12 protein-coding genes are annotated in these 13068 nt (G+C 62.7%); 1 reads left to right on the top strand and 11 read right to left on the bottom strand.

Annotated elements, in window-relative coordinates:
* Nucleotides 1-264 precede the first annotated feature (264 nt).
* The 9 genes from NKH43_RS25930 to NKH43_RS25890 all read right to left on the bottom strand — a co-directional run bounded on the left by NKH43_RS25930 (nt 265) and on the right by NKH43_RS25890 (nt 7629).
* Entirely contained in the window at nt 265-690 is a 426-nt protein-coding gene (locus tag NKH43_RS25930) for an organic hydroperoxide resistance protein (RefSeq protein WP_352860467.1), read from the bottom strand.
* A 49-nt stretch (nt 691-739) separates the two neighbouring features.
* Nucleotides 740-1672, bottom strand: coding sequence for an acyltransferase domain-containing protein (locus NKH43_RS25925; RefSeq protein WP_352860465.1), 933 nt, complete (start codon nt 1670-1672; stop codon nt 740-742).
* The gene (gene mdcB / locus NKH43_RS25920) at nt 1669-2565 is read right to left on the bottom strand and encodes a triphosphoribosyl-dephospho-CoA synthase MdcB (RefSeq protein WP_352860463.1); all 897 of its coding nucleotides are present in this window, start codon (nt 2563-2565) and stop codon (nt 1669-1671) included. The genes NKH43_RS25925 and mdcB overlap by 4 nt, the downstream gene beginning before the upstream one ends.
* Nucleotides 2541-3218, bottom strand: coding sequence for a malonate decarboxylase holo-[acyl-carrier-protein] synthase (gene mdcG, locus NKH43_RS25915; protein WP_352860462.1), 678 nt, complete (start codon nt 3216-3218; stop codon nt 2541-2543). The genes mdcB and mdcG overlap by 25 nt, the downstream gene beginning before the upstream one ends.
* Nucleotides 3211-3942 (bottom strand): biotin-independent malonate decarboxylase subunit gamma, encoded by a 732-nt coding sequence (mdcE, locus tag NKH43_RS25910; protein ID WP_352860460.1) that lies wholly within the window; start codon nt 3940-3942, stop codon nt 3211-3213. Before mdcE ends, mdcG begins: the two co-directional genes overlap by 8 nt.
* Complete coding sequence (locus NKH43_RS25905; RefSeq protein ID WP_352860458.1) at nt 3929-4858, bottom strand: biotin-independent malonate decarboxylase subunit beta; 930 nt, start codon at nt 4856-4858, stop codon at nt 3929-3931. The genes mdcE and NKH43_RS25905 overlap by 14 nt, the downstream gene beginning before the upstream one ends.
* The gene (gene mdcC, locus NKH43_RS25900) at nt 4851-5168 is read right to left on the bottom strand and encodes a malonate decarboxylase acyl carrier protein (RefSeq protein WP_352860456.1); all 318 of its coding nucleotides are present in this window, start codon (nt 5166-5168) and stop codon (nt 4851-4853) included. Before mdcC ends, NKH43_RS25905 begins: the two co-directional genes overlap by 8 nt.
* Nucleotides 5169-5179: 11 nt before the next feature.
* Nucleotides 5180-6850 (bottom strand): malonate decarboxylase subunit alpha, encoded by a 1671-nt coding sequence (mdcA, locus tag NKH43_RS25895; RefSeq protein WP_352860455.1) that lies wholly within the window; start codon nt 6848-6850, stop codon nt 5180-5182.
* A 65-nt stretch (nt 6851-6915) separates the two neighbouring features.
* Entirely contained in the window at nt 6916-7629 is a 714-nt protein-coding gene (locus NKH43_RS25890) for an alpha/beta hydrolase (protein WP_502906512.1), read from the bottom strand.
* A gap of 743 nt (nt 7630-8372) precedes the next feature.
* Here NKH43_RS25890 and NKH43_RS25885 point away from each other — a divergent pair.
* Nucleotides 8373-9329 (top strand): AEC family transporter, encoded by a 957-nt coding sequence (locus tag NKH43_RS25885; RefSeq protein WP_352860453.1) that lies wholly within the window; start codon nt 8373-8375, stop codon nt 9327-9329.
* A gap of 184 nt (nt 9330-9513) precedes the next feature.
* Here the strand turns inward: NKH43_RS25885 and NKH43_RS25880 are convergent, their stop codons facing one another.
* Both NKH43_RS25880 and NKH43_RS25875 read right to left on the bottom strand, forming a co-directional pair.
* Nucleotides 9514-9840: a hypothetical protein gene (locus tag NKH43_RS25880; protein WP_352860452.1), complete on the bottom strand. Its 327-nt coding sequence runs from the start codon at nt 9838-9840 to the stop codon at nt 9514-9516.
* A 226-nt stretch (nt 9841-10066) separates the two neighbouring features.
* Nucleotides 10067-12817, bottom strand: a complete 2751-nt coding sequence (locus tag NKH43_RS25875) for an ATP-binding protein (protein ID WP_352860543.1) — start codon at nt 12815-12817, stop codon at nt 10067-10069.
* Nucleotides 12818-13068 lie beyond the last annotated feature (251 nt).

Below are 13068 nucleotides of genomic sequence, written 5' to 3'. Positions count from 1 at the left end.
ATTAAGGCCAATCCAACCGCATCGGCCCCGCCGGCGAATCCGGATGCCCGCGCGGCAACTCCACCGCGGCGTCTTCACAACGCCTTCGACGATAGGATTGGCGGTCGTCCCACCCCGCAGATCCTCATTCGCCAGCACCCCCTCGTATAGGGTTAGGCCATTTGGCTTGCGGTAAAAGCAACTGACATTCGGCCCGGAGAAATTCCGAAAGTCGGTCTGACCTGCGACATGCGGAACGCCATCATCATTGTTTCTGGCCGATCGTCATACGGCAACCACTGCCTTCGCGACATCGACGTTTCCTCGGACGGCATTGGAATAGGGGCAAATGGCGTCGGCATTTCTCACCAGCTCCTCGGCTGTCGTTTGATCGACGCCGGAGACGGTGACGGCGAGAGAGGCGTGCAGCACGAAGGCATCGGCTTCGTTGCGGCTGAGGCCGATTTCAGCGACGACGATCACGTCGCCGTCGGCGAAGCGATGCCCCGACTGCCGAGCAACGCGCAACAGCGCGTTTTCAAAACACGCGGCATAGCCACCGGCAAAGAGCTGTTCGGGATTGGTGGCGCCGCCCATGCCACCCAGTTCCTTGGGGATGGCAAGCTTGAGATCGAGAATGCCGTCCTCGCTGCGGATCGCTCCCTTGCGGCCGCCCGTTGCTGTTACCTTGGTCGAGTAGAGAATAGTCATGCGTTATCTCCCTTCATGAGCGGTTCGGTCCCGCATCTGTGTCGAATGTTTAGGACGCCACTTCCATCCACCGGCGCAGGCCAGCTACGGAGCGGAAATCGGCGGCGCTGCGCGTTGGTATGCCGGGCTCGAACTCGGTCATCATCCGCGACAGCGCGTTGCCAGGTCCGAGTTCGAGCACGCGGGTGGGACGGGAGGCGCGGCAAGCATCCATGCAGGCCGTCCAATCGATGGTTGTCGAGACCTGAGCCGCGAGCTTGACGAGACCATCGGCGACGCTGCGAACAGGCACCCCGTCGATGCCGCTGATCAGTCGGACATCGCTCGGCAAACTGGCGTCCGTGACGGTTTCGCTCATCAGCCTGCCAAGCCGCTCGCTCACGGCTTTGAGAGCCGGTATGTGGGATGCGACGTGGATCGGCAGCACCGTCGCGCGGGTGGCGCCACACGCCGTGGCGTCCGCGAGCGCCAGCCGGAGGCCGACCGCGCGTCCGCCGACGATGAGGTGCAGCGGACCGTTGACGATGGCGACGTCGAGCCCATAGGCGCGACAAATTCTGTCGACCACATCGCGCGGCAAGCCGATAATGGCGGCAAGCCCGGAAGGCTCGTGCGTAGCCTCGTCCATGAGGGCGGCGCGGCGCGTCACAAGATCGAAGGCGCTCGATGCGTCCATGACGCCGGCGACCGCCCAGGCTGGCACTTCGCCGGCACTGTAGCCGGCGACGGTGAGCGGGCGCGAAGCTGACGAGTCTACCACCGCCCATACCGCGAGCGCCGCCGCGCAGCAAAGCACCTGCGCAACGTCGTTGCGGTGAATGATGTCGCCGCCCCTGTGGGCGAGGTCTCGCGGATCGCGACCGCCGAGCGCCCCGGCGGCGAGCGCGAAGACGGGTGCCGCCGCCGGCTCAGAGACGACGAGATCGAACATGGCCGCGCTCTGTTTACCCTGTCCCGAGCACAATATCGCGATGCCGCTCACGGCGTATTCTCGACATGATCGAGGAAGATCGTTACGGCCAGCAGATCGGCCGATCCACCCGGGCTGAGGCGCCGCGTCACAAATGCGCGGTGCACGGCCATAGCATGGGCAAGCCAGTCCGTCCGGCCGACGCCTCCGGCGAGAAGGAAATCGCATGCCGCGCGGCGTGCGTCCCGCAGCCCTTCTATGCCGCCGCGGTGGAGCAGGTTGGTGTCCTCCATCACCGCCAACAATGCGAAGAAGGCATGCACCCGCGCCGCCCCTTCGTCGCCAGTGAGCACCCGCCCGGCCAGCATCGCCGGAAGGCCGATGGTCCGTGCGTGCGGAAAGCCGGCGGCCGCCTCCACACGCGCACCGCCAGCGCCAAAGCGCCGCAGCGCACCGCTGCCGTGGCTGTTCAGCGGGATCGGGCCGCGCGTGATTTCTCCACCCCAGCGCTCTTCGACTATCCGCGTCAACCGCTTTGCCGAAAGACGGAGCCGATCGGCGCATGCCGCACCGGCTGCTGCGCATAGCAATCCCAGCGCGAAGATTGCGCCGCGATGGGTGTTTACCCCTCCGGTGGCAGCGAGCATGGCGTCTTCTGCGAGCCCACCTATTCGCCGTAACTCTGCCATATCGGCGCCCGCCGCGCCGGCTGCGGCAAGCTCGGCATAGAAGGGGCGAATGCCGTTTATGCTGCTCAGGAAGGTGCCATAGTCCATGTCGTCATGGCTGCCGTTGTCGAGCGGGCTGACGAGGCCGGGCTTCGGCCAGGTGTCGAGTTCGGCGAGCAGCGCGTCTGTAGCCATGCCGCCGAACCGTTCGGCGTCGACAGGTGCGAGCGATGCCCTCCCGTGCGCCGGCGCGCGCTTCGGGAAACTCGCGGTCACACGAAGAGATGTCGTGCGCATCTAAATTCCGCTCCGTGCATCGATTTGATCAGGACTGTGCCGCCAGGGCGGGTCAGTGCGTTGCGCAGTTCGCGCCAGTTCGCGCCTTCGCCTGTGTTCAGGATGATCTCGCCGTCGAGTCGGGCCGGGCCTGCGGCGTCGAGCGTGGCGAGACCGTCAAGCAGTTCATCCAGGTCTTCTCGGCGTGATACCGGCCAGATGAGGTCGATGTCCGAGCCGGCCCGCAGATAGGTAAGCCCTGTCAGATGCTGCCAAAGCAGCGCGCCGAAGACGGCCGGCCGCAACCCCAGCCGCATCGCGAGAGCGTCAGCAGCTTCCAGCTGTGGGCGCAGGTGCGCGGGGGCCGACCGCGTTGCCTCGGCCACGGAGTGCGCCGCGACACTTGCCGCAACGTGCTTGGGAGCGATGAAAAAGCCCAGCCTTAGCTTGCCGAGTGTGGGCGGCAGCGGGAGGCCGATGGCGATCGCGCTCTCGTCGTCACCCGCGGCGCCCCGCCGCACGATCACCGGCAAGCCGCGTTCGGCCCAGCCTTCGACCAACGGCCGGGGCTCATCGGCCAGACGGTCGAGGCTGCCGGCAGCGAGGAGCATCTCCCTCCACGCCCCTGGCTCTACGCGCAGCAGATCGTGGCGGCGATAGGCATTGTTAGACATAGTCGTCACCGGACGCTTGGTGTGCCACGCGCCGCGCGATCTGCGCGGCGACAGCGCGCCCACCACGTTCGGCGCCGAGCACGTCTCGCTTATCGCGTTCGGGGACAGCCGCTAGCGTCGCCTCGAGCTGATCGGCGAGCGATTTCGCGGGATCCCAAATCTGCGCGATTGCGCCGACGGCGCTCATAAAGGCAAGGCCGGGTGCGAAAACCGGGGTGGTTTGCGACAGCTCTTTCAGCTTCTCCTCCGGCAGCTTGGTCACGCGCGCCATGGAGGGCAAGTCCATCACCGCCGGCGCGGCGTCTGGAAGCGCGACAAGGACGTCGGTGGCTAGCGCAGTAGCGAGGAACGCGCCGGCGACGGCCTTGCCGTAATTCAACCCGACGGTGGCATGGCCGCTGCGGCTCGCCAGCAGCAGGCATTTCGCCAGGTGGGCGAGATACTCGTTGAGGCCGAGCATCTCGTCGCGGCGGGACATGAGTTGGCCCTGCGTGTCGACGATGACGAGGATCGGTGTCTTGCCGCCGGTCGCGATGATGTCGAGCACGCGACGGGCCAGCGGCAGCACGCCCTCGATCCCCAATGCCTCGCCGTCGGCGATGCCGACCACCTCGACCGTGCCACCATTGGCCCGCTTTCCCGTGCCGAGGATCAGATGATCGGGCCGGGGATCGATGTTGTGCCCCATGAGGAAGAGACTTGAGAGGATCTCATCGAGCTTCATAAGCAGCTCCTCTCAGGCCTTTGACGATTCCCGCGAAGGCCACGTCATCCAAGTTCCGTATGGTTTGCGGTTCGGCAATGCCGAGCGCTACCCACATCTCGACCGCGGAGTTGCACGCTCCAAGGCGCACTATCCGGTCGGCGAGCCGTCGTTGCTCGGCGCGCAGGGTCGCGAGATCGAAAGGCGGCGCTCGGTCGATCAACGCGAGCACGGCGTCGCGGAAGCCCGCCACAGTGTCCCCGGCATAGGCGTCGGCGCCCCCGAGCAGGCGGCGATTGCGTCCTCCAGTCACGCTCCAAACCAGCGCTTTGTCCTGCGAGTCGAATTCCTCGACGCCTTTGTTGGTCTCAATCACCTCCGGGCCTGACACGCCGGTGCGCCCTTGTTCCGAAATGGCGATCCGCGAGCAAGTGGCGGCGGCGAGGCCCGCACCACCGAAGGCGCCCGCTCTCCCGCCGACGAGAGCGATGACAGTCACTCCGTAGCCGCGCGCCTCGACGATGGCGCGCATCACCTCGGCCACTGCGAGCTCGCCGGCATTGGCTTCCTGCAATCGCACTCCGCCGCTGTCGAGCAGCAAGAGGACGATGCGCGGCAGCTTCGCATCTTCGCGTGCGGCGCGCAGCAGGCCGACGAGTTTGGCCCCACTCACCTCGGCGAAGGTACCTCCCATGAACTGGCCTTCCTGTGCCGCGACAAGAACGGCACGTTTCCCGAGCTGGCCGCGCCCGACAACCATGCCGTCATCGAAGGCGGCGGGCAGGTCGAACAGGGCGAGATGGGGGCTCTGCGCGCGCTCCGTCGGGGGCAAGAACTCGGCGAAACTGCCCGGATCGAGCAGCCCCGCGAGGCGCTCGCGTGCGGTCGAGAGGAACCAGCTTGCGGTATCGGCAGCGGGATGCTTCAGGTCAGTCATGGCCCGCCTCCATAGTCCGCACGCCCTGCAACAGCCGCAGCATCACCGTGTCGGGTCGGGCGCCGCTGTCATTGATGGAGATGCGCAGGCCGCCCGGCGAGGCGCGCTCGACAAAATCGGCGACGACGGCCTTCCAGACATCGTCATAGCCGCGCACCAGGGTGGCGATTTCGACGTTGCAATCAGTACCGGCAAGCGTGCGTTCCAGCAGCACTTCGAGATTGCCGGAGGCGACGACGCCGACGAGAGCGCTGCCGACGGTGCCGGCAGCTGGACTGCGGGTTTTGTGGTGGACTTTGAGTATTTCCATGTGCCGCCTCCTCACCAATTGCGGAATTTGGCCGGCGGATCGTAGAGGTTGCCCGACCAGTGCATCAGCTCCTTGATAGAGCGCGCGGCGAGCAGGCTCTTGTTGGCCTCGAGCGGATCGATGCCAAGGTCTTCCGGCCGCAGGATCACCTTGCGGGCGCGCAGATCCTCCACGGCCTTGCGGTCGCGGGCACGGCCGACATCGGTATAGCCGGCGACGCCGCGGATCGCCTGCTCGCGCTCATATGCTGTGCGGCAGAGCAGAAGGTTGGCGATGCCCTCCTCCGTAACGATGTGGCTGACGTCGTCGCCATAGATCATCACCGGTGGAAGCGCGAGATCGAGCGATTTGGCCAGTTCGACACTGTCGAGGCTCTCAACGAAGGTGGGATCGAGCTTTTCGCCGAAGGTCTCGACGATCTGCACCACCAGCTTTCGCCCGCGCGGCAGGCTCGTCGCCTCCCCGGCGGCTTCACGGCCCGCCTTCAACCAGGCCTCGCTGGCATGGCGCCGTCCATGCGGATCCGAGCCCATGTTTGGCGCTCCGCCGAAGCCGGCGATGCGGTCGCGGGTGAAGGTCGAGGAGTTGCCCTGAAGATCGATCTGCAGAGTCGAGCCGATGAACAAGTCGGTCGCGTAAAGCCCGGCCGACTGGCAGTACATGCGGTTGGACGCCATCGAACCGTCGCGGCCAATGAAGAAGATGTCCGGCCGCGCCTTCATATAGTCGTCCATGCCGACTTCCGAGCCGAAGCTGTGCACCTGTTCGACCCAGCCCGACTCTATGGCGGGGATGAGGGTGGGATGCGGGTTGAGCGCGAAGTGCGTGGCGATCTTGCCTTTAAGCCCAAGCCGCTCGGCATAGGTCGGCAGGATCAGCTCGATAGCGGCGGTGTTGAAGCCGATGCCATGGTTCAGCCGTTTCACGCCGTAGGGCGCGTAGATGCCCTTGATCGCCAGCATGGCGCCGAGGACTTGCGTTTCGGTGATCTGTGCCGGGTCGCGGGTGAACAGCGGCTCGACATAGAAGGCCTCGGGCGTCACCACCACGAAATCGACCCGGTCGCCCGGCACGTCGACGCGCGGCACCTTGTCAACCAGCTGGTTCACCTGCGCGATGACGATTCCCTGCTTGAAGGCGGTCGCCTCAATGACAACGGGCGAGTCCTCGGTGTTCGGGCCCATATAGAGATTGCCGTCGCGATCCGCGCAGCGCGCCACGGTGAGCGCGACATGCGGGGTCAGATCGATGAAATAGCGCGAGAACAGCTCGAGATAGGTGTGAACGGCGCCGAGTTCGATCTTGCCAGCCTTGAGTGCGCGCGCGATCGCCGCTCCCTGCGGGCCGGAATAGGAGAAGTCGAGCCTCTTCGCGATGCCGGTCTCGAACAGGTCGAGATGCTCGGCCAGCACCACGCCCGATTGCACGATGTGCAGCTCCTTCACCACCGAGGGGTCGACTTCCGCGAGCCGGGCGGCAAGGAAGTCGGCCTGCTTCTGATTGTCGCCCTCGAGGCACACCCGGTCGCCCGGCCGTATCACCGCCTCCAGCAGCTTCGTCGTATCCCCGGGTGCGACCTGCTTGCCACGGGCATAGGCGCTGGCGGCGGCAATGCGCTGCTCGCGTGACCGACGTGATGCGTCCCAGATTCTGGTCGACGAGATGTTCGAAAGGACAGTCATGGAGGACCTCGTGCACTGAAAGAAGCCGTCGCATGCTGGCGCTGTGCGACGGCTTGGGTCTGCGTTCAGTTCGTCTTCTCTCCGACTTTCCGAGCGGCCTCCACGATCACATCGGCCACGCGCTCTGGATGGGATTCGTAGACCGAATGGCTGGCGCCTTCGATGACGATGAAAGGCGCCTTGGCGCGTTCATAGTAGAAGCGTTCGAGGTCGGGATTGATGATCTGATCGTTGCCGGCGACGATGCCCCAACTCGGCTTGGTCTTCCAGGCAGCCGCAGTCAGCGGCGTGTTGAACACCTCGGCCTTGGCCAGCACCTGCGAGCGGGCAGCGAACTCGGCTTGTTCGCGAGGGAGGTCAGGGGCGAACAGCTTCGGGAACAGTTCCGGCTCCAGATAGGTATAGCCGTCCGGTGTCGCTTTGATCGCCCCTTCGGTCTTGGCCAGCACGCTCGGCATCTTCTTGCCGAGTTCGCCCTCGTCCTCACCGACGTCTGGTGCGTGGGCGGCAACATAGACGAGGCCGGCCACCTTCGGATGAACACCCGCCTCGGTCACGATCGAGCCACCGTAGGAGTGGCCGACGAGGATGGCCGAACCTTCCTGCATGTCGAGCACGCGCTTTGCGGCGGCGACATCATCCTGGAACGACGTTTCGGGCTCTTGGACCATCGATACACGGAAACCCTTCTTCACCAGAATGTCATAGATCGATTTCCAGCCGGACCCATCGACCCAGGCACCATGCACTAGGACAATGTTCTTGATGGGCTCGGCCATCGCCACAGCGGGGGCGATCAGGGCGAGAGAAGACGCGAGTAAGACGGCGGAACAGATAGGGCGAAATGGCATGGCAGCACCTCGGCGGTTGGGTTGAGGTTCAGAAAATCGTGAACGGCCAGATGCTGGCATGCATATGAACGGAGCGCGCGTTAAGATGGGTAAATAATCGCAAGCCAACAATCGGAAGGCTCGCTCAGCGCTCCACAGCAGAAACTGCGCCCTTTGGATCGTCGGTTCACCTATCAGAATCGTCGAGGCTCGCCGACGATCTAATCCGTCTCGGCCCGGCACCGAGAGACGCATTGGCCAAGCGCTCTGCCATCGGCCCTCAACAACACTTTCCAACAATTTACGCGCGGCAAGCGCGAGCCTGTGCAAGCCTGAGCTTCTGATGACGAACCGATATCGCCGTGACGCTGAGGACTCACCCAAATGCGGTCGCCGAACAGCGCTTTACTTAATGTCGACAGTGTCAGTCGCGGATCCGGGCCAAACGGCGGAACCCACGACTGGCACTGTGGCGCGCAGGCCGCCCCACACTGCGCGCGATCACAGATAGCGGATGCCCTCACCGCCATCCTTTTCCAAGCCGAAGCAATCCGGCTGGGAAATGCGGTTGCAAGCTCGGCTGAGGCTGAGCTGGATCTGTCAGTCCGACACATCATGAAAAGTGCAAAACGCGTGTGGAGCATCATGGGCGATACCCACGAGGCGAATTGTATCTGCAGGAAGCCTCCGACATGACGGCCAATACAATCCTTCCGGCACTCGTCCCGATCTTTTTCGCGATTCTTGTTGGCTACGGCGCCGGTAGGCTCCGCATCGTTGAAAACCATCATGTAGACGGCCTCAATGCTCTCGTGATGAACTTTGCGCTGCCTGCCTCGCTGTTCCTGGCGACCGCATCCGCACCGCGAAGCGAGATGCTCGAGCAAGTGCCACTTTTCCTGACACTCGGTTTCGTGATGCTGCTCATTCATCTTGCATGGTATTTTTTTGTCCGTGCTTCCTCGCACGTTTCGAAGGCGGACGCGGCCCTTCAGGCCCTGACTGTATCTTTCCCGAATTTGGCCGGCGTTGGCCTTCCCGTAGCGGCTGCCGTTATAGGACCAGGTGGCACAGTCCCCATCGCTGTCGCGCTTGCCGCTGGCTCGATCATCGTCAGCCCCATGTCTTTGATTTTCGTCGAACTGAATTCCAGGAAACCGAAGGAAGAAATCGCGACTGGCCCCGCAAGACAGATTCGGAAGGCATTCCTCCGCTCAGTGACGAAACCCGTCGTTCTGGCTCCCGCAGTCGGCATTCTGTATTGCCTCGCCGGATTGGAGCTGCCCTCTCTCGCCAAGGCGAGCCTTATGCTCATCGGAGTCGCCGCCCCCAGTGTGGCGCTGTTCCTGACAGGTCTCATTCTCTCGTCGCAACCGTTTCGCTTGAATTGGAGCGTAGTTGCTGCAACGGGGCTTGCCGATATCGGCCGACCTATCTTGACTGCCGTGGTCGTGTTTACTTTGCCGATGTCGATCGAGACGGCGAAGATAGCCATTCTGATCTCCGCCATGCCGTCGGGTTTCTTCGGCATTCTCTTTGCCGTGGACTATCGCCTAGACTCAGCGGCAGCCGGCTCGATGGTCATAGCGAGCACTCTTTTCAGCATCGTCACGCTGACAACAGTCATAACGTTGCTTTTTCCGCTTTAGGCGATCTGCATCTCTCTTCGCCCTATCTCATGGCCATCGCGCCTGCGATCAAATGTTCGATCCTGCGCTGTCTGTCACAGGCGGCTATTCTCATCCTTGCGACGGTCCGCCTCCCGACAGCGCGACGGTCAGCTGCCGATAGCTGTCAGATGGCTTCTGGCACCAGCACGCGACTAGCGGATGTTCAAGTCGGCGCAGGGGCGGTGAGGAAGGGCATGATATCTACGCCGTCTCCCGGGAAGACGGTGAAATGCGGGTGGGTTTCGAACAGGCGGGCGGCAGTCTCGATGGTATCGGCCTCGATGACAATGTAGCCGCAGAAAGGGTTCACGGCGTCGGCGATGCCGTCCTTTGTAACGCGCCTCGTCCTGCCGACCATACCGCCGCGATCAGGGAAGAATGCGGCATTTCTCTCCTCCCAGTCCGCCCACTGCTGCATCCCAACGGCATCAATCGCATCCTGCTCTGGCTTAGGCAGGCTCCGAAAGCGAGCAAGGTCTTCGGGCTTCATGGTGTAGACGGCAAGATAGCGGGCATGCGGCGGTCTTCCTGCTGGCAGAAGTCGTGCCAGCCTAGACTTCTGGGCGGCCCAAGTCACTGCGCACCACCACCCCCCTAATCCCTGCTCAAAGGTCGGTGTAAACGATCGCCGGCTTGGGCTGGGGTCTTCAGGCGATTGTCGCGCCACCTTGACCTCGAGACCGATTTGCAAGCCGTCGAACTGGGGTAATTTTCAACTATTTCAGAGATGCCAGAATGCGTTCGGCATCCACGAGGTCCCTTGTGCCGGTTCTCTCCGAAAATTCCTCGAAGATCGGTTGCAGAATGCCTAACGCCTCTGCGCTGCGTTCGCTGTCTATCAACAGCCGGGCCAATGGAACGGCGGCTTTCAATTGCCAACCGACGGCAGCCTGAGCTGTCGCAAGCTTGATGGATCTTCGCAAGGCCGTTTCCGCTGCATCGATATCCGGGCAAGGCGCTTTGAGGGCAATCTCAGCTTGCGTCCGGTAAAGAGAAGGTACCCACAGCCTTTGGCCCATTTCTTCGGCCGAAGAAATCGCCTCGGCGATGGATGCACGAGCTTCGTCATGTTCGCCACAATGGACGAGTGCCGCCGCCAAGGCGCGGGACGCTGGGGGAATGACCAGGCGAAATGGGTCTAGGTGAAGTATGCGGAGGGCTTGTCGCAGCACGTCTACGGCAGCCGCAGCCTCTCCCGTCATCAGGAGCCATTCTCCTTTCAGCGCCCATGCCGCAGCCGCGGTGCTCCTCAAAGAATGTTTCTCAGTATGAGCAATCACCCGCTCGATGTGCTCTCGTGAGTTCTGCGTATCGCCACCCCAAAGCAGGATAGGAATAGAGGCAACGGCGGCAATGCTGTAATTACCCGGGAGACTAGAACCCTCTGCTTCGTTCATGAGCCTGAGCGCCATCCCGTTGGCGGTCTTGGGGAAGCCCCGGAGCCATAGGCAGCGTGCCAGCGCGATTTCGGCGCGCAGATGATGATCATATCCGAAGATATTGACCTCGACACGCCCAACAGTGGCTTCGAGCTTGAAACCGCGTCGACAGTGCTCAACGGCCGCTGCCTGGTCGCCGGCGAGATGGTAGGCGGTGCCGACCATCCACTCAGAAATTACTTTTTCGGCAAGCGATCCATTGCGCGTTGCAAGAACCATGCATCGTCTGGCTGCGTCCAAACCCCCGTCGAAATCACCGAGCCTGCTCAAGAAGACGCTGAGACCGGCTAGTAGACGAATCTGCGGCACGCCACTTTCATCCGCCTGGGAAAGATCCAGTCCGCGTTCGATGGCGTTACGAACTTCTTGCGGATTGCCTTGTGTATGCATTGATGAGATCGCCAGGGCTTCTTGCAGGCGCACCTCCTGCTGGGATCCGCGGCTGTGACCTTCAATTATGCCCAGCGCCAGATGGGACCAATGGCGGCATTCGGCGAGCAGCCAGAGACCAATAAACAACGGAGATGAATCCGCGGCAAGTTCGATGCCGATCGCATAAGATTCCTTGTCGGAAAAACTCCATTCCAGCGCCTTGCGCACATTGCCGATATGCAGCGCATGACGCTCTATGTTGGCGTATAAGCCTGGCTTGAGCGCAACCGCCTTGAACAGATCCGCGAAATAGCGGGCGTGGCGCCGCGAAATCTGCTCAGGGTCTCCGATTTCCCTGAGCTTGGTCGCCGCATAGGCACGCGTCGTGTGAGGAAGACGGTAAAAGACAGCATTGTCTACCGGATGCACCCAAACCAGGCTTTTATCAACCAGGCTCCCCACCGTCGGCGCCACCGCCGCCCTGTCGTGGTCACCCGAAATTGAACGCGCGGCGTCCATCGTAAAAAAGCCTACAAAAGCGGAAAGGCGGGCCAGGACGATCTGCTCGTTCTCGGTGAGCAGATTGAAGCTCCAGTCGAGCATCGTTTCGAGCGTTTGATGCCGGGGAGCGGCGTTTCGCCGTCCAGGCAAATGCAGTTCCACATTACTCGCAAGCAAGTCTGCCACGCCGCGGATGCCATAGGCGCCGACGCGGCTGCCAGCCATCTCAATCGCCAGCGCAATGCCATCAGTCCGCCGACATATCTCGGCTACCACCGGCGCGTCGATGTCGGTCAGTCCGCCTTCAAATCCACTCGCGATCGCCCGATCCATGAAGACCTGCACCGCTGCCGTCGACAACGCCTCCGCTGCGGTCGGAAGCTCGTTGTCGGGAACCGGAAGGGGGCTCAGCAGGTGAACCGTCTCTCCCTCGGCACGCAACGATTCCCGAGAGGTCGCCAGCAGATGCAGACCTGGGGCACCACGAACGAGCTGCTCCGCCAGGAAAGCCGTCGCATCGATCAGGTGCTCGCAGTTGTCGAAGACAACCAGCATGCGCTTGTCGCGGACGTAGGATAGAAGCTCTTCGACAAGGTCGGTGCCTTCGAGTTTACACCCCAACGCCGAGATGACGGCTCCTGGCACGACGCCGGTTTCCGAGACCGCTCCAAGGTCGACAAAGGCAATGTTGTCATCTGCGAATTCTGATTGCATTCGCAACGCGATCGCGGCCGCTACCGTCGTTTTGCCAATGCCTGCCGATCCGACAATGCTGACAAAACGGCGCTCCAGAAGGAGTTCGCTCAAGCTGTCGATAACGGCCTCGCGGCCAATGAGCGAACGGGGCGGAGGCGGCGCATGACCAAGCGACCTGGACGCTTGAGCCGGTACCGCCGGCGGCGCCGCATCCATGTCGTCTCGCACAATCGGGGCGACAAAGCTGTAGCCGCGGCCCGCGACATTGACGATATACCGCGCTCCGTCCTGGCCGTCCTCAAGGGCCCGGCGCAGCGCTGCCATGTGGACCCTGACGCCCGCTTCATCGACGACTACGCCTTGCCATACGAGATCAAGCAACTCGTGCCGGCTGACAATGTCGCCGGCACGCTCTACCAGGGCGATCAAGAGATCCAGCGCACGGGATCCGATCCGCACCGGCTCGCCATTCCGCAACAGCAGCCGGCGGGCAATATCCAAGCGGAAGCTGCCGAACGACACAATGGCGCCCGATGAACGCGAACCAGACGCGCGGTTAAAGCTTGGCAAGATCGTTTAGCATAGGCCGCCGGAAGCGTCCCTCCCTGGCTATGTTGAATAAACGGGTTAGCCGAAATCCAATAAACGATGCCATGGAAAGCAGCCAGATTCAATGAGGCTCCGAAAGAGCTGAACACCGCCGCAAACTG

It is taken from the genome of Mesorhizobium sp. M1163, from assembly GCF_040318415.1.
GTDB lineage: Bacteria > Pseudomonadota > Alphaproteobacteria > Rhizobiales > Rhizobiaceae > Mesorhizobium.
Note: the sequence above shows the minus strand (reverse complement) of the source record. Positions and strands in the feature narration are given on the sequence as shown.